This is a genomic window from Tatumella sp. UCD-D_suzukii (genome assembly GCF_000611875.2).
Lineage (GTDB): Bacteria > Pseudomonadota > Gammaproteobacteria > Enterobacterales > Enterobacteriaceae > Tatumella > Tatumella ptyseos.
Window position 1 is genome coordinate 90,092 of the sequence record NZ_JFJX01000004.1, and the last position, 23,574, is coordinate 113,665.

Below are 23,574 nucleotides of genomic sequence, written 5' to 3' on the forward strand. Positions count from 1 at the left end.
CCTATTGAAGTTAAGCGCTACATAGCGCGGTAAGGTATGGAAAGGTTCATCTGCGCCCATCCGTCGGTTTCTCCGGCATCGACCGCGCTAACAGCAAAGTAATCCAGCGCACCGTCCGTCTGAAACTCGAACAATTCCCGGATAGCATCAGCGGTTTCGGTAATGAGAAGTGAGCGCGATCCGGTCGGGACGAATAACTGAATGATGATGGTCCCTGTGCGGTGAACTACCGGACCGTCGCCAATCTCAACAGCTCCGGCGATCCCGGGAAGATTTGTTAATCTGGCCCAGATGGTTTTACCGCTTGGGTCGAAAGTCGGGTCATTCGGATAGGTCACAGAACCTGCAGGCATAGCCGCCTGCGCCGTCATTCGCTTAATGACAGCGTTTCTTATTTCGGTGAGGGTCATTTGTTGGCCTGAGCTACTCCGTTAAATGCATTGGCATATATGCCGGTCGGTGCCTGCGTTGAGTGTCCGTTTTCGAGAGCCACACTGTATGGCAGGTTTGACTGGATATAGATAACTGAGAAAGGTTTGCCTGTAGCGATGACTGCATTCCCCTGCTGGATGGTGCGGGTGCCTTCTTCATCCGGACCGGCGGGCTCTGAGTAATCAGGTTCACCGACACTGACAAGGTTTGACGCCCGGAACGTACCGCCGACATAGCCGGGAGGTGGTTTACTCATCCACAGTTCGGGATTCCCGACCGGAGAGGTCATCACAATCTCATTCAGCAACTGGACGGAAATAACCCTCAGCTTTTTCCCGACATCCTCCTCAACCATTCCAGCAAACTCTGACGGGTCAAAACTCCAGCCTTTCGCCATGCTATGCCCTCCGCAACTGAATAGAATACGTGGCCTTCGCCGCATCAGTACCGACAGTGACGACCTTGTACGCCTGCTGAATCCCTGTAACCAGATCCGGTGCCGTGATGACGTGATTCTCAGCAGGCTTATCCGTTACTTCATTTGTCAGCGCCGTGAGCTTCAGGTCACCATGCAGGATATTGACGCCATCAATGCGGCTCAGACTGTAACCTGACAGCACGCCGCGCCCGGAATAGTTCACCGTCTGGCTGGCCGACTCCTCTGTAACCGGATCAACTTCACCGGCCACAACATAACTACCGGCAAACGCATTCACGGCATCACCCAGCCAGTCTGCGCTATCAAATGCCTCTGCAAGCTCTGCCTGCAAATCGTCACGCATCCCCATATCAGCCTCTAACAATCCGGATTTGCGACGTACTCAGCCCGTATGGTTTGAGCATTGCCATTGCCAGCTGCAGGTTCGAGTCCAGCAGAGAAGCGCTGTTCGCATACAGGTCAGCAAAGGTCTTTGACACACTGACGCCGTTTGCATCAACCGACTTGCTCAGGATTGCTCCGGAATCAGTCTTTTGCTGATACAGGCCGTTATTTGCAGCCGCAAGCGCCACATAAGCACCGGCAACTTTCACATCATCAGGGATAATCAGCTCATGTGTGACCCTGTCATGCGGCAGGCGTAATGAAGCGCCGTTGAGCCAGGTGTTCGCCATCAGGACAGCTTTTGCTTTGGCGCTGGCATCAGCCCATGTGCTGCCGAGAGTGGTATCGACATCATCCGTCGTGATGAAGGTGATCATGATTACACCCCGACTTTCCAGCCATGCGCTTTCCAGGCCTCAACCTCTTCCGGATGCACGTCGGCCCGTGTTGGCGCACCTTCAAATGCAGGAAACTCTGTCACCATGCAGACAAACTCCTGCTGGCTTTGAGCCTTTTCAGCCTCGCGCTGCGCCCGCTGTTCTTTTGTAAGTCCGGCCATAAGCCCTCCATTTAAAAAGGGGCCGCAGCCCCATGTCAGGAATAGCTATTAGCCCAGAACGATAGTCGCGTGTTCAGGCTTGATAGATGCCACACCCCACGCCAGGCCAACTTCATAGCGCACCTGACGGTACTGACGGTACAGCGCCACCTGGAAGGTAATTCCGGAAACCGGGTCGGTGACGTTCATCACATCATCAGCAGTATCACCACCCTGCGGCATTGCCGGAGTACGGGCAGCCAGCAGGAAGGCATTGCGATCAAATGCCATATTGGCAGTGAATCCGCCGATAACGGTGATTTCAGCATTATCAGCCAGAGCCTGCTGCAGGCCGGGAGCTGCCAGCGTGATGGTTGTTGCGGTCGTCGCTACTACCAAATAGGTATTATCATCTCCCGCAAATTTCACTGCATTGCCCTGCAGGATGCCGCCAGTACCGGAGTCCACTGCGATGATCACATCACCTTCGTTTTTGGCACCGTTTACCAGATAGCCTGATGCTGTTGTTGCTGCAGTTTTAGCCACACCGGCAGAGTTATGCAGGTTAAAACCTTCCAGGCTGCCGATGATACCCTGACGCAGAAGCTGGTCAGTACCTGCCTCGTTTACCTTGAACAGCACAGCTTGTTTGCCACGCAGGTTAGCGATAGCAGAAGAACCCAGAACCATTTGCAGGTCGGTAGTCGGTGCGCCGTTGTCTTCCAGCACCTGACGGGCCAGTGCCGCATCGGAAAGGTCTTCTTTTACGCCGAACGGTGTAGTGCCGGCGGTACCAACTGCGCGGGACGAGTTCAGATACAGCGCACCAAGGTCAGCATCGACTTCGTTCGCAATGGCGCGGAATGCCTGCTTGAACTGGTCAGCCAGAATGGTGTTGTAGGTGCCTGATGGCCCGATAGCCAGTTGTTCTTCACCGTTCCATTTGACCGCGGCCATTTTGGACTTGGTGATTTGCACGTTAACGCTACCAATGTCCTGATCTCCGTCATTCGGTGCGGTTGCACCCGGCGTGATGTCAACAGTGGTTGCGACCGGTGCGACCGGTGCTGTTACCGTCTGACCTTTTGCCGCTGCGTCCGTTTTTGCGTTGCGGGCCACAGCAGGGATGAAGCCGACCTGCTCGCGTGACACTACGTCCAGAGCGGTAAAAATGGTCGGTATTAAATTAGTCAGCGTATTCGCCATCTCTTGATTTCCTATTAAGTTGATATGAGGTTTTTTGAGCCATCCGGCTCAGGCACCAAACCCCATCCGAGGCGTGGCAATTGGTGATCTTTAATCGACGATAGTGACTCCGTCTTTGAGTGCTGCGCGTTGCTCAACAGGCCCCAATCCTTTGAAAGTGTCGCTCTTCATCGTTTTCTGTCCGACAGCATGCTGCGAGGTCTGAGAGCCGCCACCGTTATTGCCGCTGGCTTTCAGAATGTGGTCTTTCTGCGGGTATTGCTCGACCAGGTACTCCAGCGCTTCATCAAATCCGGCGAGTTCACCAGGCTTGGAGCGGGAGTAAACTTTGTTACCGCTGCCGTCATAGGCAACAACCTGACCGTCTTCAATTTTGAATGACTGACCAAAGCGGGCCTGAACGAAATCAGAGGGGATTGCCATCTTTTCAGAAATGAACTTGGAGCCAGCAAAGCTGCCGCCGATCTTCGCGTCATAAAGCTGACCTTCCAGAGCCTTACTGCGATTTGCAGCCTCTTCCAGTTGGGCCTGAAATGACTTGGTGATCTCGGCTTTAACCTGGTCAACGGAACCGGCATCAATCAGTTTTTTCTGGTCAATTTTGGTCATCATTTCCAGAGCTTCCAGCGCTTTTGACGGGTCGCTGATGCCGGAGAACTTCGCCAGGCTGGATTCTGCTGCTTCTTTCGCTTCACGGTGAGATTTAGCCTCGCCATTCAGCGCCGAGATTTTCCCGATAGCCTGTGCAGCATCGAAGCCGATTTCTTTGCCATCTTCATGGACGTACACCGGCAAACCGTTGTTGTCGAGAGCTGCGAATTGCTGACCGTTCACTTCTACTGTTTTCAGTTTCATGCTTATACCTTTGGTTTGGTCATCCGACCGTTGCGCCACTCACCATCCGGATTGCGGCCATAAAAAAAGGCCACCGAAGTGACCCTGTTAATTGATTCCTGCTTTATCGAACGCCGTGGCGTCCCGAGCCTTTAGCTGTGCAAGCGTCAGCCATTCCCCGTTATCGCTGTAGAAAGCGTCCGGCTTCATGCCGCCATCACGCATTAACCGCGCACGTTTCTCACCGACAATCTGCTTCTGCCGGTCATATGACTGCCGGGCAAACCAGCTCTGATAATCCGTATCACCCGGCACCTGTCCGTCCATACTGGCGCGGGCTGATGGCGGGATTTCTTTGATATCAATGCCGAGTTCTGCAGCAGATTTGAGAATGTAGGTTTCAGTCGAGCGGCAGCACCAGTGAAGTTTACCGGGCCCCTGCAGATACGGTATTTTGTGACCGATGGGCTTGTTATCCAGCGTGTACTTCAGGCGGTCACGAATGCGGCACTCCGGCGTCGTGCGGTTGTCCAGCGTCGACAGCCATTGCTTGCCTTTCATGATGTCATCGTTAGCCGATGCAAAGCTGTCTCTGGCTGTTGCTGCGAGATGCCCTACCGCTGTTTTAGCGATACTGGCAGCATTTGCCCGACTCACCTGTAAAACGCCGTCTTTGTAACCGTTATTCGCATGGCCACGGACTTTCTTCGCAATCTGCTCAGTGGTATCGCCGAGCAAAAAGCCCTGTCGGACAGTGTTGCGGATTTTGGTCATCCGGTCGGCTTCCAGATTCGACGCCCACTCACTGAGCAATTGACCCTGGAATGGCCGTGCCATTGTGGCCGCGTAAAGCGCATCCGGATGAATGCCTGTCAGCGGGTGCAATGCCAGCACCGAATCAGGTATTGCGTGGTGAAAGAGATCGAGCTGATAGCCTGCTTCATGCAAGGCAAGCTGATGGATTTCATCATTGAGGCCGGTCAGCATTGCGCTGACTGCCTGAGAGTTAACGGAGCGTACGCCGCCCATCAAAGCCTCCAGGCGCGTCACAGTGAAGTTACTCGCGCTCAGGCCATCCATTGCAACCAGTAATCGCGCCGTAAGCTCTGCATCGCTCTCGTTGAGGATATTGACCATCCTGTTTGCAACACCGGTACCGAATCTGCTCACCCATATGGCGTGAGCGATGTATTCATCACGTAGCGTCTCATTGGCTGTCGTCATCGGTCATGCTCGCTATTGATTCCGGCGTCACTGGTGGCGTGGGTGCTGGCGAAGGCGCGATTGCGACCGGCAGGTTGTTAAGCTGGTCAACGACATCATTCGGGTCTGCGTCCGGATCGATGAATTTAAGCGCCTGGAGCGTCATGACGGCGTCAATTTTGCGGATAATACCGCCCTGCTCAAGAGACTGAACGGCAAGCGCCGACGGTGCATCGTAGGTCTGTGTGGAAACGTCCAGCTCAGTCCTGATGTCGACATTTCCGCCATCTTTCTCGCCAATCCACTCAGCCATAATCTGCAGAATGTTATCCAGCGCGTCTTCCAGTGAATTCGCCATGGTGTAAAGCGGCGAGTTTTCCTGCATGTGCTCGGAATGGTTCTGCTCAATAGACTTGGTGGACGTGTTCTGTGCGCGAACGAGTTTCGCCCCTGCCTGACGCATCTGGTTTTCCAGGTCGTCGAGAGAAGTTTTCCCGGCACCGATAGCTGTTCCGGAATGTTCGGTATACTCCATGCCTTGAGTTGAGCGGTCAGAGAATTGCGTTGCGCATGATGAACCGATAGTCAGCTCCTGACCTTCCGTCAGCCCGTAGACCGATAACAGCGGAACGCGGGCAACGTGCAGAATGTTGTCCTGCTCCGACTGTGACTGCCAGTGCTTGATATTCAGGTGCGCCAGGTTAAGCAGTGGCGGTGCGCCGCGCATGAAGCCGGTGCGCTTGGTGTATAGCGTCACCAACGGTATATCCTGCCGGCTGGTTTCCCACTGGTCGACCATGACCCAGGTTTTTGCCCCGTCATCACCCATCGGAGTCCGGTAAATCTCCACCTTCCCGGGCATGATGTGCCGGATTTGCTCAACCTTTTCCTGTCCGAAATCGTCACCTTCGACAACGACAATTTCTTTGATACGCAGATCGGTCAATACGACCTTTCCGCCCTGAATAGCAGACTGCCAGCCGATGATTTGCCGCGGGTTCAGCATGGTGACATATGGACGTGCACCGGACTGCTGTTCATCGGCACGGGTTTTTACCGCAGTCGGGTCAGTTTTCGGATAGTCGACAAGGGCGTGGGCCAGTCCGTACTGAAACGCGATGCTGAAGAACTGCTGCGCCCAGACATCAAGCCGGTTGCCTTCCATATCGATGTTTTCAGCAAGCGCCTGTATTTTCGGCGGTGTTGATGTGCTGAGTACAGTCGGCTCGGCGAAGATGCGTCCAAGGTTCTGTTTTATTGTTTCTTCGTAGGCAGGAAGAAGCGTTGCTGCACAGAGTCGCTGCTTATAGCTCTCTTTATCTTCGTTCGGCCAGCGCGGGAGATAGATTTCACCCTGGCGGCGCATTTCCAGCGTTCCGCCCATGAGCGCATCATTGATGTCCCACGCCTCGCACATATCGTTGTAGTCGAGATTGGGTGTAGAAATATCTGCCATGGTTTACATCCGGAGTTGAGTTACTTTGCCAGTTGGCTTGATGATCGGGAATCGCTTCACAATGAAATAACCGCCTGCGTCATTCGTATGGTCAAAGCCTGCTGTTTTGTCAGGCTCGCCATTGGGTGACCAAATCTGCTGCTCAAGTGATTCCGCGTACACAGGGCACCTGTCGGCGTTTATGCGATACCGGCGATCACCTTCGGCATTCAGCAGCATTGCATTCACTGAGTTCACCCTGTCTTTAACTGACGGGTTTGTGCCATTTACGTGGACGGTAAAGCCGGCAGTGCGCAACAGGCTGAGGTCTGTTTCTGAGGCGTTGACTGATTTGCGGCTGTTACCGCTGGCATCGGGATAGACATGCACCTTGTTAGCCGGGAAGCGGTTTTGCAGCGTCTTAATAACGTCAGGCGTATCGTAGCCGCTCGTAATTTCATCCACGGCATGAGGCAGCTCACCACGCAGGACATGGACAATGGCCGACATCTTGCCGACGTTGAAGTCCATGCCGACATGAATCGGTTCGTTGCCGGTGACCACTTCGCTACTGCCGTTAAGCTTGCGGTCATAGCAGTGATACACCGTGCCGCTGGTCAGGTTGACGAAATCACCGTTCAAATAGGCTTCGATTAACTGCGCAGGATAAGAGCTGCGCAATGTGTCGGCGTAATCCGGTGGCAGAAACGGGTTGCTGTAGGTGCTGGCCTGAACCATCTCATAACCAGGCTTCGGGTTGCGTTTCCACGTCTTGTACACGAACCGGAAACCTTCCGGCGTGGTGTAGACGCTTACCCGGTTGAACGGGTCAGGCAATCCGTTGGGTCGCTGACGGTTACGGGCAATCACCTTGATCCACACATCAGTGGCGTGTTGCTCTTTCAGTGTGTCGATTTCGTCAATGTGGCTGCGGTAGGACTCATAACCGACGATACGCGCCGGGTTATCCAGCGTGCGCAGAACAAAGTCACCAATGCCCGGTGACGAGGTGTAAATGATGTTCTCAGATTTGTTGTACTTGTACCGGACGCCGTACTCACTGAGCTTATCCTCCATGCGAGGCGCGAGGATTAAGCGGATCAGGTCGTAGGTCGGTTCATACATCGCTATCAGTGCGTCAGATGAATGGCTGGCGTCACGGAACGCGCTCACCGCCATAGTTTCCGTCTTACCGGTACCGAAGCCACCGACAAAGGCCGGATATTTGCACTGAAGGTTAAAAAACTTACCCTGTGGTGGCGTGAGGGTCGTTCTGATTATTCTCCCCGACAATTACCACCTCCATTCGTGTTATCGGCTGATCACTTCCCTGCGCACTGATTTCCTTGCGCAGTTTCTCAATCTCAAGCTGCCTGCGTTCCAGCTCAAGCTGCTGGAGTTTCTGCGCAATCTCGCTATCAGACAGGCCCATCCGTTTGATGATGGCTTCAAACATCTTTTCACGGCTGATGCTGACTACCTCTACACCGCCTTTCGTGATTTTGGTGCCGGAATAAGCCAGCCTGGCAATCGGAGACAGTTTTCGAGTGTCCTGCATGTAAACGCGCCCTACTCCTTCACCACTGCAAACAGGGCAATCAGGGTTAGCGTCAATGGTGCGGTTGTAGTCGAGACCGCCGGAATCATCAGGCGGTGCTTTGCCTTGGCGTTCGGCTTTATCTTCAGCCTGCCGGTATTCGAATTCGGTCCACTGGTATTTATGGTCGATGCCCCAGCAGTGACGGCAGCAGCCACGGCGATATTGCGATAGCTCGTTGGCGTCAAAGGTTGCTAATTGCCACATCTGTGAAAGGATTTCGTCGGCAGTGCCGATGGTTCGTGCGAGGGATTTCTTCTGCTGTTCGGCGATGGCTTTGGCTACGTTAGGTTTCGCTATCAGTTGACGGCCGTAATTCGGGTCACTGTAACCAGCGCGTGCTGCTGCCTGTGTCGCATTACTGTCTTTCAGGTACTCCACGATAAACAAGCGCACCTGGTCAGACAGACCATCATCTTCAATCAGCTTTTCTGCGCATTCCTGCTTTTGCGCACTGCGCGTTTTACTCTGCGCACTTTTTTGCGCACTCTGCGCAGGTTTCTTAATGTATCGGCGAGCAGTTGCATAGTTCAGCCCCTGCGACTCACACCACTCTTTCGGTGATACGCCGGATTCGGCATGTTCGGACAGGAACCGATCTTGAAGCTCGCTCCAATCCGGCTTTGCCATAATTTTCTCTTTAGTTTTTAGGGTAAATGATCAATATTCAATTGACGCAATTCATCTTTAAGGAGCTAGCAAATGCCAGTTAAAATTAAGGGAAGTTCTTTTGGGTCCTCAGTAAAAGGCACTCTTTTCTTAGGTAATGCTGATGATACCGAGATTGAAAATTGTCAGTTCGGCGACACCCAAGGGAGGCATGTTGTTATCGTCAATAAACCGCGTGGAAAAGGTGATGATTATAACGGTGTTGGCCTAAGCCGAGACACTCCATCTGAGGAACTTACTAAAATTAAAGAGCTTTTGTTGCAAAGCGGGGTGAATGTAAAAGATGAGAAGGCGGTAAAAAAAGTCTTTGAATCTTCTAAGTTCGACCGCTGGGTGGCTAATGGAGCAAATATATGTACTATTGCTGGATTCATTATCGCTGAAATGTTTACCAAAAAATAATCACAATCGAGGCCACCGTAATGGCCTCTGTTCTGATTAAAGGAACTTATCTTTCAGAGCGACCAGATCGGCTTCGGCTTCTTCGCCGAGGACTTCCAGGCCGTGCTCAACAAATTCAACGAAAGCGTCAAACTTGGCTTTAGCCTGCTCCAGTGGTGACTGGTCAGTGCTTTCGGTTTTTGTCGCTGCGGTACCGGCATCAGTTGCTGCTGGCGTTTCGGTAGCTGCTGGCGTTTCAGTTGCCACCGGGGTAGCTGCTTCTGGTTGCACTACGGATTGATCTGACATTTCTTCTCTCTCTTTTTTGAAAAGGCCCTTGAGCCACTGGATAAAATTCATTTGGTAATTTCCCTGATGTAAGCCTGCAGGCCGTTAATCTGGGCGGTGGCCTGGTTTAACTGGCTTCGGAGGGTGTAATAATCTTGTCGAGCGTCCGGACTGAGTTCGGCGCTGGTTGCATTAGAGCGGCTGGCGGTGCCGGAGGTTTTGGACACTCCGACTGGACATACTGCTTTGATGCGCAGCCGGACAGCACCAGAGTCAACGCTGTTGCGCAGAGAACTGATTTCATCGTCTTTCGCCTTGATAGTTGTCTGGTACTGGTTGTCGATGTCAGACACAGATTTCTGCTGTTCCTGCATCGCGGCGATGGTCTTTAGTCGGGAGTCTGCCAGTGCGGATTGCTGCTGTGACTTCTCTTTCCATGATTCAGCAGAGTAACGGTAGTGATCCACAAGACTTGTGAGACTCAGAGATATGCCAGCAAGGATAGTGATGACCACATACCGCCAATTCTTGAATAACCAAATCATTGGGCACCCCACATACAGACTTCACGCTCAACCTGCCGGCGGTTCATCAGGCCTGTGGACTTTTCTTTGCCGATATATACCCAACGGGTGAGTGAATTACATGCCTGTGTGTAGTGGCCAGCATTAAGCTCGCGCAGTAATGATGACCGGGAGAAGTTACCGGTACCCACGTTAAACACGAAACTGGTCAGAGCCGCCTCCTGCATTTCGTCCATCGGAACTTTTACAAGTCGGGTGACCGACCGGTTAGCTGTGGCGATGTCCGAAGACAGGAAGGCATTGCACTGAGAATCTGTGTAGGTGCGTCCGGGGATAACGTCGGGACCGGTGTGTCCTTTGCAGACAGTCCAGACTCCGCCGCCGTCCCGGTACGGGGTGTGCTCTATACCCTCCTGGCTACTAACCAGAACCGAGGCAATGGCAATAACACCTCCACCGGCGGCCGCAATCAGCTTCTTCCTGAGTGAAAGTGATATGGCCATGGTCAGTCTTCCTGTGGTGGGGTAATAATTCCCCTTTGTAGTGCGGACTCATACGATCTGGTCTGGCGGAGCTTGAAGTACATATTGGTGAGGCAAGTAACGATACCGATGATGAAACCACCGATAACCGCAATGGTGTTCCAGTTCAGGTGTTGTAACCATTGCAAAATACCGCCTCCACATATCAGCCCACCCGAGACGCAATAGCTGGCCGCCGAAGCAACTTTGTCGGGCATGTTTGTGATCTTCATAGGTTCACCTCCGTGGTTACGGAACGGTGTTGTGTGTAGGGGATTCACCCGCTGCCGTTAACGCTTCAGCTCAGAGAGGATGTTTAACGGGTCGTCGATTGGCAGAGGGTGAAATTCGGGCATAAAAAAAGGCCCTGCCGTAGCAGAGCCTGGATGAATTGTCATATCGCAGAAACGAAAAAAGGCCCGCAATCTGCGAGCCCTTTGAATTTGACTGGATGGAAAGCATAAAATCCCACCATTGGTGTCAAATTTACCCAAAAAAGTGTAATTGGTCAAGTGCAATCGTTTGGGGTTATCGAATTTACTCGAAAGAGGTGGTAACGAGCCGCAACATGCTGTTGGCGTGACTCTCTGATTTATCCAGTTCTGAGATTAGCAAGTCGTAAAACTGACTTACGCCCCGCTTCCACTGATCGGCGGACAAAGCATAGGCTACGCCACGATAAACCGATTTCCCCGGCAGCTTCGAATAACCTACCCCGGAACACCGGTTACACTCTTTTTCAGTGAATACCCCGCTCTCCTCTGTCTTATCCCGATCACATGCGCGACCGGTTCCGTGACAGTCTTTGCATCGGGCCCCGGGCGTTTCCGCAGAACGGGACCATGAAGCAAAGGCGAAAGTTGCGAGAGTTTGCACCACTTTTCCCTTAACCTTGGTTTCAAGCTTGCGTAAGGCGGCCACCTTGTCGCAGTGCTTTAATCCGTGTTGTGTCAGTAACTGAATTGCTTTCCGTTTGTCGTTCTCACTCAGATCCATTTTGCCGCTGAAAGCTGTGAATCCGAGTGCAGAGCGACTCTGTACCATCCCAAACGCTCCCATAACATCAGTACCGGTTAAGGCCTCTGATGCGGTTGCCCGTGGGGAGTCGGTGAATTGCGGGGATTTGGGGCTGTGAAATTTAACGGCGTTTTCGAGATTCATTAATCCTCCGCTTACTGCCAGGCTGTGCCGGGTAGCTGTGTGATATTTTGTAGTGGGCTGTCGGGGTGATCGGGGTGAAGTGGTTGAGGATTCGGGTTAGCCAGGTCATTGAGGCCTCCGGTTCCAGGCTTTTATCGCATCTCGTTTAATGCTGTATGTGTCGGTTATGGGGTTTATCAGACAATCTTTTGACCTGCACCCCGCGAACACTCCATCGCCATCAGGTGATAGCTCAGCATTGCCACCGCAAAAAGGACATGGAGATAACTCAGCCCAGTTCGGTAATTTGAGGTCATAAATCATGCTGCCCCTCCCGCTGCTTAATCAGCTCTCTGGTTTTCTTCCTGTAACGCGCTCTGATGGCGTCCAGTTCCTCTCTGGTGTATCGGTGTGGCTCATTGTTATTTTCAAGCGCCTCGACCCGCTCAGGCCCGATTTTGGCTATCAGGTTGAGGCGGTACGGTCCGATATTTCCGGAATGGTGGGTATTACAGGCACTGCACTGGCTATGGCAGTTATCCTCGTTGAATCTGAGCTGACTGGCCTTTGCCGTAGTCCGGAAGTGCCCGGCGTGATAGCTGACCGCCGACCGGCTGCCGCAACTGATACATACCTCCCCGTCCCGAGCCCGAATGAAGTCGTTAAAAGCCCGCTGAGTCATGTTCACCCAGTGGCTTAATGGCTTCAGGTCTGCTTTCCGTTCCCGGTGCGCTTTCCTGTCGGCAATAGCCTGCCGCTCAGCTTGTTTCGCTGATTGATGCTTGCTGTATTGGATTGCACAGGAGGTTGAGCAGACTATCTGAGTGGTGGTGCGGGGAAAGTATTTCGATTTACAGTGGCGGCAATTTTTCGGTTTCGGCTTCTTCTGCCTGACCATCATCACCTCCCAGGTCATAAAAATTCGGGCTCTTTGCGCTGTACAGTTCATCGCAGGAGTCACAGAGTTTCCCATCAGTAGCAGGGAATCCGCAGGCTGTGCATGGTGTTTCTGCCAGGCTATCGAAGAATGCGCCAATGAACTCAGCAGCTACTTGCGGAACGATGGCATTGCCGTAACCGCGCAGGCGTCCCACTCTGGCGGGAATCCCATTAGCCAGCGGGAATGTGCCGGATTCAACTGGCCTAAAATATCCATCCCTGCCGCTGAGCCAATCAGGGTCTGACCAGTTATTGCGAGGATTCTGATGGGCTTGTCTATTAGTCGAACCGCGCCGCCCAGCGTCGTCCCGCGAGACGTTCCTGCAGCTTTTCCCTCCCCGCGAACCTGCGGGTTGTCGATTGTTGTTGGTGTCGGCCATGCCGCCATTGATGCCGCCGTCTGTAAATTCATGCCCCCCTGTCGCCCCGACGTTCCCGGGCCAGTGCCGTTGTTTGCTGCCGGAGTGGGCCAGTCGATTAACTGCCCCAAAGAAAAGTCGATCCCTTTTGTGCGGGGCACCGACGCTGCACGCTGGCAATACTGCCGACCCGCAGGCGTAGCCTTGTCTTTCCAGCTCAGTGAATAAATCATCGAGCCAGTGTTTTCTAATCGCTGCCGCAACTTGTTCGCCAAAGAGGATTGAAGGTTTGCACTGCTCAACGAGCCGCATGAATGTGGGGGCAAGGTGACGATCGTCGAGTTGTCCGAGTTGCTTTCCTGCGACACTGAAGGGCTGGCACGGTGGTGATCCTGTCCAGCAGGGGTAATCATCGGGGGCACCTGCAAGACGCAGTGCATATGACCACCCACCGATTCCAGCGAAGAAGTGACATTGAGTGAATCCGGTAAGGTCTTCAGGTCTGACATCTGTAATGCTCCTTTCATCAACCACGCCATCTGCGATGTGGCCTTGCTTAATTAATTCCCGTAGCCATGCTGCTGCTTTTGGGTCAAATTCGTTGTAATAAGCTGTCATATGCGCCTTATCCTCATGCAATCATATTTCCTTTTGCGCAGCAGATACCCGGGGTCATAGGTGGTGACCTCTGAGGCTATCGGTATCGGCTTGGGTTTATTGCGGGAGAGTTTTGTGGGCTGGAATATCAGGTTATCAATGGCTCGTTGTGTCGGGCTATGCTTCATCACCATCTCTCACATATTCAGGCCAGTGCTTGCGTAATACGTCTTTTGGTACCGCAAGGCTCAACCTCATTTGCTGAGCTTTATACTCAACTGAGCGTTCTGTGCGTTTGAGTGATTTACTGATTATCTGTGGCGGCACCTTCCCGGCCACTCGCCGGATGTAATCAAGTTCATCCTGTGCATAGTGCTTTCTTGTTCTCATTCGTCCTGCCTCCTCTGTAATTCCCGGTACTCGCTGTTATCCGGCGCAGTGAGCAGGCAGCCAATACTGCGGGCCCAGCCTTCCACCTTTGTCAGGTAGTCGTGCATTTCGCCGGTATCGAGTCGGGAGGTGTGTCTGAGTGTCTGGATTACTGTTCGCTCTCCGGTTATCACATCCACCCTTTCAGTCTCTTCGTACCCCAGATAGGTATGCTTCATCGCGTCTTTCACCCATTCAGCAGACGCAAAGCTTCGACCGTTACGGATCAAGTAGCGGCTGATTTCTGCGTACCAGGCGTGTTGCATGGAGTTCTGTGAAAGGCTGCGACGTTCTCGCCAGGGCTCGACCTTGAGGCGGAAGCTGTTACCGGACTGGAGTAATTCTGAGAGTTGCTGGCCTATGGCCTGAAAGTTAGTGGTGTGTAACCGGATGCCGTCTTTGGGATGTTCATGTTTCTCCCTTTAAACTGTTATACCAGGACTTCATACCCTTCGTCCCGGGCAAGAGACGCGTAATAAATTGCGGTGTCTTCGTAAAGCTCGCCATTAAATCGAACGTCTACGAAATCATCATTTTCGAATAAATCTGCATAAATCGCGGCAAATGTATTGGCGGGCATCGTGCAAAGGTGACGATAATGCCTGTCCCATGTGTCTTGCCGCTCCCTTCGCTCTTGCTCTCGAATCTTGTGTTTTATCCATTCCCCTAGCATGTCGGATCGCCTTCTAACTGGCACAGTAGCGGCATGTACACCGCGCGATGCACAAACGGTATGAATTGCTTAAAGAACTCGTTCCACTGGTGCTGACGAAAGCCTGTGACTTGGTCAACAATATCTTCGATTGGATTATCTCGGCGCTTAGGTTGCTCACATTTGTACAGCCGGCAAAACTGGTCGATTAACTCCTGCTCTCTCATGGTTTCCATCAACACATGCTTAAACGCTTCGTTGTGGATAGCATCGAAAGCTATTTGTGGGGTCATTATTGGGAAATCTGGCATATTTTCCTCCCCCCTACTTAACTAGGTGATTGGCAGCTATTCCTGCCGCTCCAGCCAGAAGATATAAAACTTCCAACCTAACCAGCGTCCAAACACTGAAGGTTTTAAATTCGTTCTTCCAACAAACAAAGCTCATAACCAAAATCATTGCAGGCATGACTAGCCCAAAACCCAGCATGACCAGTAGATAATTCATATCATCCTCTCCAAATTCAGGCACAAAAAAACCGCATTAAGCGGCGGTGGGGTTAGCTTGCTTTCTGACCTCGCCAGTTACTGACCGGCTTCGATTCCTGCTCGTTCTGCGTGAATCGCTTAGCGGCTTCTTCCTGGTCAATCGTGACAAAGTGTCCATTACGCCAGCCCATGTAAAACGTCTTTGGCTGACCGGAACGGTATTTTCCGATAATGATTTCAGCGATACCGCGCATGTTGCTGTGCTCGTCGTACACCTCGTCGCGGTACGGGAATATAATCACGTCTGCATCCTGCTCGATGGCTCCTGAGTCTTTCAGGTCTGCCATTGTCGGACGCTTATCGACTCGCCCTTCCACACCGCGGTTAAGCTGTGACAGGAGGATGACAGGCACTTTGTTTTTCAGGGAGAACTGCTTCAGCTTGCGGGTAATCTCCGCGATGGCCAGGTCGTGACGGTCAGCCTTTGGCTTTCGCATCAGGCCCAGGTAGTCGATGGCCACAAAGCTCAGTCCGTTGTCGGCGTTCAGTCGCTCTGCATGAGCGATAATTTCATCGACACTCAGCGTGCCTTCCAGGACGTAGTTGTCTTCGTTCTGGATCTGCGCCGCGGCATTGGTCAGGCGGGTGTATTGTTCGTCAATCATATCCAGCGGGTTGCGTAGTGCGCCTACTGCGATATTCCCTCGGTCAGCCAGGTGACGCTCAACAACCTGCATCTCGGACATTTCCATCGAGATAAACAGACCTCTGCCCTTCTGCCGGCCGATGTTGTTTGCGATGTGAATTGCGATCTCGGTCTTACCCATGCCCGGGCGACCGGCGATGATGATCAGGTCTGTACGGTCAAAACCGCCGTACTCGTCATCCATCGGTCCGATACCGGTTTTCAGGTACAGCCCTGACTCGGCCCCGGCCATTCGCTCTTCCAGAACCAGCATGTAATCCGTCAGCATGTCACCGATACGCCGCGGAAGTTTGTCGTTAGTCTCGAACTGGATTTTTGACAGGCCGGACGCTACCTCAGACAGCGTTTCGTTGATGTTGTTGGTGTTGATGCTTCCCAGGGAGTTAAGCGCATCGGATAGCTGGCCTTTCGCTTTGCGAATCATCCAGCACTGCCGAACACGCTTGGCCCAGGCTTTGATGTTCGCAGCGGACGCTGCAAGCTTTGCCACCTCAAGCACCCGATGGGATGTTTCCTCCGGAACGCCGTTTTTAACACTGAACACGTCAACCGGTTCGGCCTGGTCCAGCAGTCGGACAATGGCCCGGTACATTTCCCGCAGGTGAAAATTCTCAAACGATTCTACCGGTAGCTTCCCGGCAATATCCCGGCAGTCGATGTGATCGCCCTTGACCATCATCGAGGCAACCAGTAATTCCTCAAACTCAATACTTTCCATGTCAGGCCTCAGTCGTCAGGATGGAGTCGATCATCCGCTGTGTCAGCGCAGTGGGAAGGCCATACTTCGTGCCGCTCGGGTTATTCCCGCAGGCATAATCCGTAGGCGTGTAGCCAAACTCGATATACCCGTTAATCATCGTGTCTACGTCTGCAGGTTCACAGCCTGTCTGTTTGCAGTACGCAACATGCGAGGCATACAGGCGGGTCAGCCCAGCCAGATTTGTTTTGCTGATCACGGTGATTCTTGGTAGTCCGTATTTCTCGGCCTTGGCATTCCAGGTATTTATGAACCGTTGGTGGTCGAATTGGATTTCGGAGTTTTTCTTCCGGCTGCGTTTTGGCTTTTCAGGTATTGGTTCTGCCTGAACCGGAAAACTCCCCTCTGGGGATTTAGGGGTAGTTTCTTTTTTCTTTTGAATAGTTTCTTTTGTGTTTAGCTGACTTGGCTTATGGGTATTAGCTGACTTAGCTAATGTTTCATTAGCTGATTTGGCTAATGTTTCGCTATGTTGGCTAATGCCGGTATTCCAGTCAGAAACGACCTTGTTTACCCCGACTGCAATCCCTGTAGAAACAAGGATTCGCATCGCAATCATTTCGTTTTTTGCTTTACAGACATGCGTGTGATGAATGCCTGTCATCGCAGCGATCTGGGTATTGGTTATCCTGTCCAGCTTCTTGCCAAATCCGTATGTTTTCCTGATGATCGCAAGCACAACTTTTAGCTGCCGGGCAGTTAAATCGGCTGACATAACGGCTTCCAGTAGCTCGTTGGCGATGCGGGTATACCCATCATCGGTGTCGGCCACTTTGCGCTCCAGTTCTTCGTTTACCGGCTCATTTGGAACCAGCGATAAATGTCTAACGGCGACCATTCTTCACCCCCGCTTTAGCCAGTCGATACTCACCAATAAGCCGGGCAGCAAAGGCCCGATTGTTAGCAGCAACATCGACCAGACTGACCGGTCTTTCCGGGTGAAATTCTGGTGCCTTACCCTGGATTTTCTTCGTGTTTTTCATGTATAATTACCCCTGTTGAGTTGTTTAGAAATCAATGGTTAGTTGTGTAGAGGCTACTGTTCCCGCAGTGGCCTTTTTCTTTGTCAGAACGTTAAACATTTCCTGAAACGCCCTGCTGATCGGACTAACGTCTGATGCCATTCCGAAAGCACAAAGCACCGAAGCAATAAATCTCCAGTCTGTTCTGCTTATCTTCGATTCGTGGCACCCTACGAGGGCCGCCAGCTTTCGCTGTGTCAGCGTGGCAAGGTTGATGAGTAAATCAGTCTCCGCCCGGTCTATGGCTCGCTGAGATAGCTTGCTGTTATTTGCATGTTCCATTTGATTAAATCCTTGTGTGTGTAGTTGAGTGATCAGCAGGTGCTGTCACTTGAATTGGTCCCTGGTATTCCGAGGGTGGCAGACTGTTAAAGAGCGGTTGATTCTTATGCGGCAGACGGTGGAACTAGGTCGTCAAATGAAACTGAAATGCCTTTCTTATTGAGCACTTCAATAATTTTTCGACACTTATCGATACTTAAATCTCTACGACCGTTCTCGTAGTGGCAGATTGCGCCGGCAGTTTTAAGACCGATTGCAGAAGCAAGTTCACTTTGAGTCATGCCCAGCCGCTCACGGATGTTTCGTAGGTTGTTCATGATTTCCTCCTTTGAATGGGTAAAGTATACATTTCGTATCTTAATCGAGCAAGACAAATATACATTTTGTGTCTCGTTAATATTTATACGGATTGTATTATTTAGGGATGAATATGAAATGGTATGAAGTGGCCAAGATCCGCATGAAGGAATTGGACATTAATCAGGAGAAGTTAGCCGAGTACCTTGATATTACTAAAGGTGCGGTTAGTCATTGGCTAAATGCCAGAAGAGAACCAAGCCTGGAAGATATAGCAAAGATAATGAAATATCTTGGATTCCGGGAGTTCATCGTCAACCATGACGGTACAATTTCGACGGCCGGCGGTAATGAGAACGTAAGCAACTTAACCCCTTACAAGCCAGGAAAAGAATATCCCGTACTCAGCTCCGTTCAGGCGGGTTGCTGGGCCGAAGCTATCGAAGCGTACACCTTAAATGAGATAAGCGAGTGGCTTGAGTCTGACGCGCATATTCAGGGGGATGCTTTTTGGTTACTGGTTGATGGAGACTCTATGACTGCGCCTGCCGGCCAGAGTGTGCCTGAAGGTAACTATGTCTTGTTCGATACCGGTAAAGAGGCCATCAACGGCAGCCTGGTGATCGCAAAGCTGGTCGATTCCAACGAAGCAACGTTCAAGAAGCTGATTATCGATGGCGGCCAGAAGTACCTGAAAGGCCTTAACCCGGCCTGGCCGATGGTTCCGATCAACGGTAACTGCAAAATCATTGGCGTAGCCGTTGAGGCCAAGATGCGGTTTAAGTGATGGATCAAAGTTTAAAGACTTGCTTTTGTAATTTACAGTCTCCACATTGACATTTGCGGGGTTGACTTACCATAATGGTAAAAATAGTTAGTAAGTATAAAGCGGGTTTCCCCGGTGAAGGTGCGGACCTAAAAATAAACAGAAGCTCCCCGCTATATGCTTGTAGTGACATTGTAGCTAATTGTTCCTCAGCTACCGCATGGACTAGAAAAGCCAGAAATGATAGGGATAACCTGGAGTATGACAACCTCGACCTTTTCAACCTGGCTTTAGCTGCCGCTCGTGATGGAAGGTATAAAAACTCAGAGTGGTGTCAGTCGAAGCCAGGTGGCCCATGGGCTGCCTGTGATGCTTATAGTTTGGTCAGAATTGAGCGTGACCATGAGAACGAAAAAGACTATAGGTGTGAATATTATGTTAAGTTCGGTATTTCTGATACTGGAACGGTCCTATTGATAGTCTCATGTCATTTGTGACAGAGGTGAGTATTATGAAAAATTGTGCATGTTTGGCTTGCGGGTCATCTAATGTTGAAATTCAGAGTGAATTTTCTCCATTTGAATACAAGGGAGAAACCACTCTCATCCCTCATAACTTTATCTGCTGTAACGATTGCGGAAGTGAGACAGACACCGATGAGCAGTCGAGGGAATCGAAAAGGCGGGTTCTGGCGTTCAGGAAAAAGGTTGACGGATTTCTCTCTGGGGTCGAAATCAAAGCGATCAGAATGAAACTTGGAATAAACCAGTCAGATGCTGCAAAGATTTTTGGTGGCGGCGCTGTAGCATTTAGCAAATACGAAAATGATGACGTTTCACAATCCGAACCTATGAATAACTTACTTATTGTCGCCAGAGACATTCCTGAAGTTTTCATGGTGCTGGCTAAAAAAGCCGGAATTAAAGTCAGGGCGAGACAAACTTCTAGTCCATCTGGTGGGCTTCGCCACAATCGTAGGACTTCGAGGGCCCGGCATGGAAAATCAGACCCAGCCAAAAGGACTTCTGCTTCGCTTTGGCAACCTGTTAACAGTTGGGATAGTAAAGTCGATATGACATTTCACCCCGAGACCGAGTCACCACTCGTACCTGTCACTGGAGTAGCAGATACAATGGCGTTTAGTTATTTTGGGGGCTAATATGTCACTAGAAATCATACATTTTTTGGTTAATCAATTCAGCTTAGAACCAACAGATGATGAAACAGAGTCAGAAAAAGATTTTGATATGAGCGTTAATTCAGCCATCGATTTCAATCAACAAAATGGCACTGATTTCCGAATAAGAATGAGTTTGGTGCTACATCAAAACTGCAAGTTTAAGTTTCAAGCAACCCAAACGGCTATTGTAAGGGGCGAGAAAGTTTCAATAGAGGAAATGAAGTCTGCTGCAAAAAAAATACCAGTTCAGCAAATACTTTATCCTTATCTCAGGGCTTTTACTTTATCCACGCTAAAAACTGCCGGTTATAACGATGTAATGCTACCAGTACTTCTTACCGAGAAAGAAGATTAACCCATCAACCCGGCCACCGCGCCGGGTTTTTTGTGCCTGTAACCCTCCTCCCCTCATAGCTGCACCATCCGAAATCACACCCAGACCGAACCTCCGACACTATCCCGCCCTGCTCTGTGCGGGAATTTTTCGTCTGAGTAAAATAAATACCCTTTGAAATCAGACGTATTGTATCCTTACACCAAATTAATATACATTTTGTATTGCATCGTTAAGATACGTTTTGTATATTTACCCCATCGAAACGAAACATCGATGCGGTAAACGGACTACCTACCGCGCCGGACATGAAGTCAGGCTGCTATTTAAAAACAAGGTTCCTGTGAATACACAGGCCGAAGTGAGTTCTTCGGGGAGTGGCGGGCGCCATTATGGCGATGCAGAGCTGTCCCTAACCATATTGGCTACAAAGATATGGACGGTGATGACGATGGCGAAACGTGGCTGAACACACTGTAGTCGGGCCAATACCTGCGCCACCACTCCACCAAAGAACTTACAGAGGATATCCCGATGAACAGAAACAGACGCCGTATGGCAGAGTTCAACGCACGCAAGGCAGCCGAAGCAATGCAGCTTAAACCAGTTGATCGCGTTGAGCGGGCATTGAAAGCGCCGAACTGGCGTAACCGTCCGGAGCAGGTATCACAGTGTATGCCAGACGTAGCAATTTATTCAGCCGGCCACCGCACCAAGAGTGACCGGGTAACATGCACCGGCCGTCAGAAGGTCAGAGGCCGGTCTATTCCTTTAGTGTGAGGTGAGCGTGAGCAACATAAAGACCTACATCATAGATTATGACTGGAAGGCACAAATGACCGTCGAGATTGATCACGACATCATGACTGAGGCCGGATTGAGGGAAATTAATCAATTTTGGAGCGATGACCATCGCCGAGAGCAGAAATTCGGCTTACTAAATGGCGTTCTCGTTATGCTGGCTCAGTTGGTCATCCCTGAAGCTCAAGTACAAGGCTACAGCCTGGCTGGTGTGGTTGGCATGTTCAATTGGGGGAGCGGAAACGGCCAGGAAGGATGGCCGCCAATGGATGGTAGTGAGGGAATTAAGATAACCGCAATAGACATAAGCGGGTTATTTGACTCAGACGATATCACCATCAAGGTCGCATAGTCGGCCTTTTTTATTGGGAGTAAATCATGATCAGACGCGATGGTCGTCCATTCTACGCCAGAGACAAAAAGACACTGGCACCCTATGTCGCTTACTACAACAGCACAGAAGCGCGTTTCGAGTTTGAGCCATTCGGTAACACGCGGAACGTTAAAAAAGGCTTCACAGGCCGATACATGGAGCTTCCGGAGTATATGGAGCCCACAGGTACATTGCAGTGATGGGAGGTGATTGTGTTCAAGGGTGATATGACCTGGGATGAAGCCAAGTCAGCAATGCGTTCGGGAAAGAAAGTCAGGAACTGTCATTTTACAGATGAAGAGTACTTCAGGATGGTTGGCGGGGATATCGTCTGCGAGATGGGTTATCCAATGGCCGGTTGGTACAGGGGCGAGGATTGGCAGAAAACTGGCTGGTCGATATTTCAGTAACCCCTATAGCTCATTTAAGAGTGGGCTATGTGGGTAATACTGCCCGATGAACAGGAGTGGAAGACCTGTTCTGATTAAATTTCGCCTCTGCTTATGCAGGGGCTTTTTTATGGGAGAGAGGAAGGTGGAAAAGAAAATACATGAATGCTATGCGCCGCACGTCAGGGACTTCCTTGAAGAAAATTGGACATCCTTTGTCGAGTCATTATCAGAAAACTATGACGATGACGCGGAAGGTATCGCGGAAGAAATCGTCAAATCCCTGGGGTGATTCAATCCAAATAGCAGCCACTGAGCTGCTTTTTTTACGACCTCATATCAGCGTCCATTCACTGAGTGGGCGGTTATATGACCACATTCAGGAGAGGATTATGGAAAGCACAGAGTTACAGCTGTACAGCCTGCCAAAGACGGCGGGTGAACTGGAAGCGGCGTTTATCAGCGGTGATTACACCGACCGGCTGATTGAAGAAATCCGCGCAAAAGCAAAGTCAGTCGTTGGTGACATCAATACCGCCAAAGGCCGCAAAGCCTACATCAGCATGGCGGCTACCGTTCGAAGTTCAAAGGTGGCGATTGATGATGCCGGTAAAACGCTGGTTGCTGAGATGAAGAAACGCCCTGCCCTGGTTGATGCCAGCCGCCGGAAAATCCGCGAAGCACTGGATGAACTGGCTATCGAAATCCGGCAGCCGGTGACCAACTGGGAAGCCGAACAGGAGCGCATAAAGGCAGAGGAAGCACTGGTCGCCGCCCACACCGAAGCACTGGAAATGAACGAAGCATTCGATAAAGCCGCGGCTGAAAAGCTTGAGTCCGATCATGAAATCGCCCTGCTGATGAACGACAACTTCGACCGTAAACGAGAAGAAGCCGCTCGCCTGGCAGAGCAGCAACGAATTGAGCATGAGCAACGCATCGCCCGGGAAGCTGAAGAGCGTGTGAAACGTGAAGCCGAGGAAAAGGCTCAGCGTGAACGTGAACAGGTAGAGCGTGAAAAACGTGAGTTACAGGCCACCGCCGAACGGGAAAAGCAGGAACGTATCGCCGCAGAGCAAAGAGCCGAGCAGCAGCGAATTGACGACCAGAAACGTGCAGATCGTGAAAAGCAGGAAGCTATCGAAGAAGAACGCCGGAAGGCACAGGAAGCTGAACAGGCACGGATTGCCGAAGAGAAGCGCAAGGATGATGAACTGGCCCGGCGCACAGCAAATGAAAACCACCGCAAGCGCATTGGCTCTGAATCTGTCGGCGCACTGGAAAGTGTCGTTGGCCTTAGCCGTGAACAGGCTGTCCGCGCATTCAAAGCCATTAAAGACGGTGAAATACCGCACCTGAACGTCAACTACTAATCACACCGGAGTATCGCTAATGACAACCAACGTCATCGGCGGCGTCATTGGCGCTGCTAAATCACTGTTTAAATCACAGCTTGACCGTATCAAGCGATTTGTTAATGAAGCGGCCCGTCCGGGCGGGGAGGCTTTTGCGTGAAGAGACTGAAATTTAACGTCGGATTTATTCGCTACTCACTGCCGGATAACGATGCTAACCGGCTTCGGATGTTACAGCTTACCAGGAGGTCGAAATG

40 protein-coding genes are annotated in these 23,574 nt (G+C 51.3%); 11 read left to right on the forward strand and 29 right to left on the reverse strand.

Features of this window, described 5'->3' with window-relative positions; all coding sequences use genetic code 11:
- Positions 1–17 precede the first annotated feature (17 nt).
- The 11 genes from CG67_RS02470 to CG67_RS02520 form a co-directional block, all read right to left on the reverse strand.
- A complete protein-coding gene (locus CG67_RS02470; protein ID WP_025901399.1) occupies positions 18–410 on the reverse strand; it encodes a phage tail terminator-like protein in 393 nt (130 codons plus the stop codon).
- Positions 407–829 (reverse strand): hypothetical protein, encoded by a 423-nt coding sequence (locus tag CG67_RS02475; protein ID WP_025901400.1) that lies wholly within the window; start codon positions 827–829, stop codon positions 407–409. Before CG67_RS02475 ends, CG67_RS02470 begins: the two co-directional genes overlap by 4 nt.
- Before the next feature lies 1 nt (position 830).
- Positions 831–1,220: a hypothetical protein gene (locus CG67_RS02480; RefSeq protein WP_025901401.1), complete on the reverse strand. Its 390-nt coding sequence runs from the start codon at positions 1,218–1,220 to the stop codon at positions 831–833.
- A gap of 1 nt (position 1,221) precedes the next feature.
- The gene (locus CG67_RS02485) at positions 1,222–1,632 is read right to left on the reverse strand and encodes a hypothetical protein (protein ID WP_025901402.1); all 411 of its coding nucleotides are present in this window, start codon (positions 1,630–1,632) and stop codon (positions 1,222–1,224) included.
- Between the two features lie 2 nt (positions 1,633–1,634).
- Positions 1,635–1,814: a hypothetical protein gene (locus tag CG67_RS02490; RefSeq protein WP_025901403.1), complete on the reverse strand. Its 180-nt coding sequence runs from the start codon at positions 1,812–1,814 to the stop codon at positions 1,635–1,637.
- Between the two features lie 48 nt (positions 1,815–1,862).
- Positions 1,863–2,999 carry a P22 phage major capsid protein family protein gene (locus tag CG67_RS02495; protein ID WP_025901404.1) on the reverse strand — a complete coding sequence of 379 codons (1,137 nt, stop codon included), beginning with the start codon at positions 2,997–2,999 and terminating at the stop codon, positions 1,863–1,865.
- Positions 3,000–3,089: 90 nt separating this feature from the next.
- On the reverse strand, positions 3,090–3,854 hold the full coding sequence (locus CG67_RS02500) for a DUF6651 domain-containing protein (protein WP_025901405.1): 765 nt from the start codon (positions 3,852–3,854) through the stop codon (positions 3,090–3,092).
- Between the two features lie 87 nt (positions 3,855–3,941).
- Positions 3,942–5,057: a phage minor head protein gene (locus CG67_RS02505; RefSeq protein WP_025901406.1), complete on the reverse strand. Its 1,116-nt coding sequence runs from the start codon at positions 5,055–5,057 to the stop codon at positions 3,942–3,944.
- On the reverse strand, positions 5,041–6,492 hold the full coding sequence (locus tag CG67_RS02510; RefSeq protein ID WP_025901407.1) for a DUF4055 domain-containing protein: 1,452 nt from the start codon (positions 6,490–6,492) through the stop codon (positions 5,041–5,043). Before CG67_RS02510 ends, CG67_RS02505 begins: the two co-directional genes overlap by 17 nt.
- 3 nt (positions 6,493–6,495) lie before the next feature.
- Positions 6,496–7,764, reverse strand: a complete 1,269-nt coding sequence (locus tag CG67_RS02515) for a terminase large subunit domain-containing protein (RefSeq protein WP_256360139.1) — start codon at positions 7,762–7,764, stop codon at positions 6,496–6,498.
- Positions 7,718–8,698: a terminase small subunit gene (locus CG67_RS02520; protein WP_025901409.1), complete on the reverse strand. Its 981-nt coding sequence runs from the start codon at positions 8,696–8,698 to the stop codon at positions 7,718–7,720. Before CG67_RS02520 ends, CG67_RS02515 begins: the two co-directional genes overlap by 47 nt.
- Positions 8,699–8,770: 72 nt before the next feature.
- Between CG67_RS02520 and CG67_RS02525 the strand changes: the two genes are divergently transcribed.
- On the forward strand, positions 8,771–9,139 hold the full coding sequence (locus CG67_RS02525; protein WP_025901410.1) for a hypothetical protein: 369 nt from the start codon (positions 8,771–8,773) through the stop codon (positions 9,137–9,139).
- 36 nt (positions 9,140–9,175) lie between these two features.
- Here the strand turns inward: CG67_RS02525 and CG67_RS18400 are convergent, their stop codons facing one another.
- The 18 genes from CG67_RS18400 to CG67_RS02605 all read right to left on the reverse strand — a co-directional run bounded on the left by CG67_RS18400 (position 9,176) and on the right by CG67_RS02605 (position 18,139).
- Complete coding sequence (locus tag CG67_RS18400; protein WP_200910034.1) at positions 9,176–9,427, reverse strand: Ig domain protein group 1 domain protein; 252 nt, start codon at positions 9,425–9,427, stop codon at positions 9,176–9,178.
- 47 nt (positions 9,428–9,474) lie between these two features.
- The gene (locus CG67_RS17985; RefSeq protein WP_025901412.1) at positions 9,475–9,951 is read right to left on the reverse strand and encodes a lysis protein; all 477 of its coding nucleotides are present in this window, start codon (positions 9,949–9,951) and stop codon (positions 9,475–9,477) included.
- Positions 9,948–10,427: a lysozyme gene (locus CG67_RS02540; protein ID WP_025901413.1), complete on the reverse strand. Its 480-nt coding sequence runs from the start codon at positions 10,425–10,427 to the stop codon at positions 9,948–9,950. The genes CG67_RS17985 and CG67_RS02540 overlap by 4 nt, the downstream gene beginning before the upstream one ends.
- Positions 10,428–10,435: 8 nt before the next feature.
- Positions 10,436–10,684 carry a phage holin gene (locus CG67_RS02545; RefSeq protein WP_197709855.1) on the reverse strand — a complete coding sequence of 83 codons (249 nt, stop codon included), beginning with the start codon at positions 10,682–10,684 and terminating at the stop codon, positions 10,436–10,438.
- 304 nt (positions 10,685–10,988) lie between these two features.
- Positions 10,989–11,612: an antitermination protein gene (locus CG67_RS02550; protein WP_025901415.1), complete on the reverse strand. Its 624-nt coding sequence runs from the start codon at positions 11,610–11,612 to the stop codon at positions 10,989–10,991.
- Between the two features lie 105 nt (positions 11,613–11,717).
- Complete coding sequence (locus tag CG67_RS18725) at positions 11,718–11,915, reverse strand: Lar family restriction alleviation protein (protein ID WP_074011091.1); 198 nt, start codon at positions 11,913–11,915, stop codon at positions 11,718–11,720.
- A complete protein-coding gene (locus CG67_RS02555; protein ID WP_235501091.1) occupies positions 11,905–12,507 on the reverse strand; it encodes a recombination protein NinG in 603 nt (200 codons plus the stop codon). The genes CG67_RS18725 and CG67_RS02555 overlap by 11 nt, the downstream gene beginning before the upstream one ends.
- Positions 12,443–13,507, reverse strand: coding sequence for a DNA cytosine methyltransferase (locus CG67_RS02560; RefSeq protein WP_074011094.1), 1,065 nt, complete (start codon positions 13,505–13,507; stop codon positions 12,443–12,445). Before CG67_RS02560 ends, CG67_RS02555 begins: the two co-directional genes overlap by 65 nt.
- On the reverse strand, positions 13,504–13,680 hold the full coding sequence (locus CG67_RS18630) for a NinE family protein (RefSeq protein ID WP_371190658.1): 177 nt from the start codon (positions 13,678–13,680) through the stop codon (positions 13,504–13,506). The genes CG67_RS02560 and CG67_RS18630 overlap by 4 nt, the downstream gene beginning before the upstream one ends.
- The gene (locus tag CG67_RS02565; protein WP_025901418.1) at positions 13,664–13,876 is read right to left on the reverse strand and encodes a hypothetical protein; all 213 of its coding nucleotides are present in this window, start codon (positions 13,874–13,876) and stop codon (positions 13,664–13,666) included. The genes CG67_RS18630 and CG67_RS02565 overlap by 17 nt, the downstream gene beginning before the upstream one ends.
- Positions 13,873–14,307 carry a recombination protein NinB gene (locus tag CG67_RS02570; RefSeq protein WP_038024560.1) on the reverse strand — a complete coding sequence of 145 codons (435 nt, stop codon included), beginning with the start codon at positions 14,305–14,307 and terminating at the stop codon, positions 13,873–13,875. Before CG67_RS02570 ends, CG67_RS02565 begins: the two co-directional genes overlap by 4 nt.
- 274 nt (positions 14,308–14,581) lie before the next feature.
- Positions 14,582–14,878, reverse strand: coding sequence for a hypothetical protein (locus CG67_RS02580; RefSeq protein WP_051546292.1), 297 nt, complete (start codon positions 14,876–14,878; stop codon positions 14,582–14,584).
- A 13-nt stretch (positions 14,879–14,891) separates the two neighbouring features.
- A complete protein-coding gene (locus tag CG67_RS02585; protein ID WP_025901422.1) occupies positions 14,892–15,074 on the reverse strand; it encodes a hypothetical protein in 183 nt (60 codons plus the stop codon).
- Positions 15,075–15,126: 52 nt separating this feature from the next.
- Positions 15,127–16,479, reverse strand: coding sequence for a replicative DNA helicase (locus tag CG67_RS02590; RefSeq protein WP_025901423.1), 1,353 nt, complete (start codon positions 16,477–16,479; stop codon positions 15,127–15,129).
- Position 16,480: 1 nt separating this feature from the next.
- On the reverse strand, positions 16,481–17,356 hold the full coding sequence (locus tag CG67_RS17280; RefSeq protein WP_074011098.1) for a replication protein: 876 nt from the start codon (positions 17,354–17,356) through the stop codon (positions 16,481–16,483).
- Positions 17,343–17,501, reverse strand: a complete 159-nt coding sequence (locus CG67_RS18405; RefSeq protein ID WP_200910035.1) for a hypothetical protein — start codon at positions 17,499–17,501, stop codon at positions 17,343–17,345. Before CG67_RS18405 ends, CG67_RS17280 begins: the two co-directional genes overlap by 14 nt.
- 24 nt (positions 17,502–17,525) lie before the next feature.
- Complete coding sequence (locus CG67_RS02600; RefSeq protein ID WP_025901425.1) at positions 17,526–17,822, reverse strand: CII family transcriptional regulator; 297 nt, start codon at positions 17,820–17,822, stop codon at positions 17,526–17,528.
- Positions 17,823–17,926: 104 nt separating this feature from the next.
- Complete coding sequence (locus tag CG67_RS02605; protein ID WP_025901426.1) at positions 17,927–18,139, reverse strand: helix-turn-helix transcriptional regulator; 213 nt, start codon at positions 18,137–18,139, stop codon at positions 17,927–17,929.
- 107 nt (positions 18,140–18,246) lie between these two features.
- Here CG67_RS02605 and CG67_RS02610 point away from each other — a divergent pair, with 107 nt between their 5' ends.
- The 10 genes from CG67_RS02610 (at position 18,247) to CG67_RS18635 (ending at position 23,477) form a co-directional block, all read left to right on the forward strand.
- Entirely contained in the window at positions 18,247–18,906 is a 660-nt protein-coding gene (locus CG67_RS02610; RefSeq protein ID WP_025901427.1) for a LexA family transcriptional regulator, read from the forward strand.
- Between the two features lie 490 nt (positions 18,907–19,396).
- Positions 19,397–20,044 (forward strand): type II toxin-antitoxin system MqsA family antitoxin, encoded by a 648-nt coding sequence (locus CG67_RS02620; protein ID WP_025901429.1) that lies wholly within the window; start codon positions 19,397–19,399, stop codon positions 20,042–20,044.
- Position 20,045: 1 nt separating this feature from the next.
- Complete coding sequence (locus tag CG67_RS02625) at positions 20,046–20,420, forward strand: protein-export chaperone SecB (protein ID WP_038024564.1); 375 nt, start codon at positions 20,046–20,048, stop codon at positions 20,418–20,420.
- Positions 20,421–20,933: 513 nt separating this feature from the next.
- On the forward strand, positions 20,934–21,179 hold the full coding sequence (locus tag CG67_RS02630) for a hypothetical protein (protein WP_025901431.1): 246 nt from the start codon (positions 20,934–20,936) through the stop codon (positions 21,177–21,179).
- Between the two features lie 7 nt (positions 21,180–21,186).
- Positions 21,187–21,552, forward strand: a complete 366-nt coding sequence (locus CG67_RS02635) for a DUF2528 family protein (protein ID WP_025901432.1) — start codon at positions 21,187–21,189, stop codon at positions 21,550–21,552.
- Positions 21,553–21,578: 26 nt separating this feature from the next.
- A complete protein-coding gene (locus CG67_RS17995) occupies positions 21,579–21,773 on the forward strand; it encodes a hypothetical protein (RefSeq protein WP_152975024.1) in 195 nt (64 codons plus the stop codon).
- 27 nt (positions 21,774–21,800) lie between these two features.
- Positions 21,801–21,983 carry a hypothetical protein gene (locus tag CG67_RS02640; protein WP_025901433.1) on the forward strand — a complete coding sequence of 61 codons (183 nt, stop codon included), beginning with the start codon at positions 21,801–21,803 and terminating at the stop codon, positions 21,981–21,983.
- Between the two features lie 109 nt (positions 21,984–22,092).
- Entirely contained in the window at positions 22,093–22,254 is a 162-nt protein-coding gene (locus CG67_RS18230) for a hypothetical protein (RefSeq protein ID WP_160318956.1), read from the forward strand.
- Between the two features lie 100 nt (positions 22,255–22,354).
- On the forward strand, positions 22,355–23,335 hold the full coding sequence (locus CG67_RS02645) for a hypothetical protein (protein WP_038024566.1): 981 nt from the start codon (positions 22,355–22,357) through the stop codon (positions 23,333–23,335).
- Between the two features lie 19 nt (positions 23,336–23,354).
- Positions 23,355–23,477, forward strand: a complete 123-nt coding sequence (locus CG67_RS18635; RefSeq protein ID WP_256360140.1) for a hypothetical protein — start codon at positions 23,355–23,357, stop codon at positions 23,475–23,477.
- Positions 23,478–23,574 lie beyond the last annotated feature (97 nt).

Bases quoted from the DNA above. Each gene is read 5' to 3' on its own strand.
- CG67_RS02470 (WP_025901399.1), bottom strand. From the start codon at position 410: ATGACCCTCACCGAAATAAGAAACGCTGTCATTAAGCGAATGACGGCG.
- CG67_RS02475 (WP_025901400.1), bottom strand. From the start codon at position 829: ATGGCGAAAGGCTGGAGTTTTGACCCGTCAGAGTTTGCTGGAATGGTT.
- CG67_RS02480 (WP_025901401.1), bottom strand. From the start codon at position 1,220: ATGGGGATGCGTGACGATTTGCAGGCAGAGCTTGCAGAGGCATTTGAT.
- CG67_RS02485 (WP_025901402.1), bottom strand. From the start codon at position 1,632: ATGATCACCTTCATCACGACGGATGATGTCGATACCACTCTCGGCAGC.
- CG67_RS02490 (WP_025901403.1), bottom strand. From the start codon at position 1,814: ATGGCCGGACTTACAAAAGAACAGCGGGCGCAGCGCGAGGCTGAAAAG.
- CG67_RS02495 (WP_025901404.1), bottom strand. From the start codon at position 2,999: ATGGCGAATACGCTGACTAATTTAATACCGACCATTTTTACCGCTCTG.
- CG67_RS02500 (WP_025901405.1), bottom strand. From the start codon at position 3,854: ATGAAACTGAAAACAGTAGAAGTGAACGGTCAGCAATTCGCAGCTCTC.
- CG67_RS02505 (WP_025901406.1), bottom strand. From the start codon at position 5,057: ATGACGACAGCCAATGAGACGCTACGTGATGAATACATCGCTCACGCC.
- CG67_RS02510 (WP_025901407.1), bottom strand. From the start codon at position 6,492: ATGGCAGATATTTCTACACCCAATCTCGACTACAACGATATGTGCGAG.
- CG67_RS02520 (WP_025901409.1), bottom strand. From the start codon at position 8,698: ATGGCAAAGCCGGATTGGAGCGAGCTTCAAGATCGGTTCCTGTCCGAA.
- CG67_RS02525 (WP_025901410.1), top strand. From the start codon at position 8,771: ATGCCAGTTAAAATTAAGGGAAGTTCTTTTGGGTCCTCAGTAAAAGGC.
- CG67_RS18400 (WP_200910034.1), bottom strand. From the start codon at position 9,427: ATGTCAGATCAATCCGTAGTGCAACCAGAAGCAGCTACCCCGGTGGCA.
- CG67_RS17985 (WP_025901412.1), bottom strand. From the start codon at position 9,951: ATGATTTGGTTATTCAAGAATTGGCGGTATGTGGTCATCACTATCCTT.
- CG67_RS02545 (WP_197709855.1), bottom strand. From the start codon at position 10,684: ATGAAGATCACAAACATGCCCGACAAAGTTGCTTCGGCGGCCAGCTAT.
- CG67_RS02550 (WP_025901415.1), bottom strand. From the start codon at position 11,612: ATGAATCTCGAAAACGCCGTTAAATTTCACAGCCCCAAATCCCCGCAA.
- CG67_RS18725 (WP_074011091.1), bottom strand. From the start codon at position 11,915: ATGATTTATGACCTCAAATTACCGAACTGGGCTGAGTTATCTCCATGT.
- CG67_RS02555 (WP_235501091.1), bottom strand. From the start codon at position 12,507: ATGACCTGGGAGGTGATGATGGTCAGGCAGAAGAAGCCGAAACCGAAA.
- CG67_RS02560 (WP_074011094.1), bottom strand. From the start codon at position 13,507: ATGACAGCTTATTACAACGAATTTGACCCAAAAGCAGCAGCATGGCTA.
- CG67_RS18630 (WP_371190658.1), bottom strand. From the start codon at position 13,680: ATGGTGATGAAGCATAGCCCGACACAACGAGCCATTGATAACCTGATA.
- CG67_RS02565 (WP_025901418.1), bottom strand. From the start codon at position 13,876: ATGAGAACAAGAAAGCACTATGCACAGGATGAACTTGATTACATCCGG.
- CG67_RS02580 (WP_051546292.1), bottom strand. From the start codon at position 14,878: ATGCCAGATTTCCCAATAATGACCCCACAAATAGCTTTCGATGCTATC.
- CG67_RS02585 (WP_025901422.1), bottom strand. From the start codon at position 15,074: ATGAATTATCTACTGGTCATGCTGGGTTTTGGGCTAGTCATGCCTGCA.
- CG67_RS02590 (WP_025901423.1), bottom strand. From the start codon at position 16,479: ATGGAAAGTATTGAGTTTGAGGAATTACTGGTTGCCTCGATGATGGTC.
- CG67_RS17280 (WP_074011098.1), bottom strand. From the start codon at position 17,356: ATGGTCGCCGTTAGACATTTATCGCTGGTTCCAAATGAGCCGGTAAAC.
- CG67_RS18405 (WP_200910035.1), bottom strand. From the start codon at position 17,501: ATGAAAAACACGAAGAAAATCCAGGGTAAGGCACCAGAATTTCACCCG.
- CG67_RS02600 (WP_025901425.1), bottom strand. From the start codon at position 17,822: ATGGAACATGCAAATAACAGCAAGCTATCTCAGCGAGCCATAGACCGG.
- CG67_RS02605 (WP_025901426.1), bottom strand. From the start codon at position 18,139: ATGAACAACCTACGAAACATCCGTGAGCGGCTGGGCATGACTCAAAGT.
- CG67_RS02610 (WP_025901427.1), top strand. From the start codon at position 18,247: ATGAATATGAAATGGTATGAAGTGGCCAAGATCCGCATGAAGGAATTG.
- CG67_RS02620 (WP_025901429.1), top strand. From the start codon at position 19,397: ATGAAAAATTGTGCATGTTTGGCTTGCGGGTCATCTAATGTTGAAATT.
- CG67_RS02625 (WP_038024564.1), top strand. From the start codon at position 20,046: ATGTCACTAGAAATCATACATTTTTTGGTTAATCAATTCAGCTTAGAA.
- CG67_RS02630 (WP_025901431.1), top strand. From the start codon at position 20,934: ATGAACAGAAACAGACGCCGTATGGCAGAGTTCAACGCACGCAAGGCA.
- CG67_RS17995 (WP_152975024.1), top strand. From the start codon at position 21,579: ATGATCAGACGCGATGGTCGTCCATTCTACGCCAGAGACAAAAAGACA.
- CG67_RS02640 (WP_025901433.1), top strand. From the start codon at position 21,801: ATGACCTGGGATGAAGCCAAGTCAGCAATGCGTTCGGGAAAGAAAGTC.
- CG67_RS18230 (WP_160318956.1), top strand. From the start codon at position 22,093: ATGGGAGAGAGGAAGGTGGAAAAGAAAATACATGAATGCTATGCGCCG.
- CG67_RS02645 (WP_038024566.1), top strand. From the start codon at position 22,355: ATGGAAAGCACAGAGTTACAGCTGTACAGCCTGCCAAAGACGGCGGGT.
- CG67_RS18635 (WP_256360140.1), top strand. From the start codon at position 23,355: ATGACAACCAACGTCATCGGCGGCGTCATTGGCGCTGCTAAATCACTG.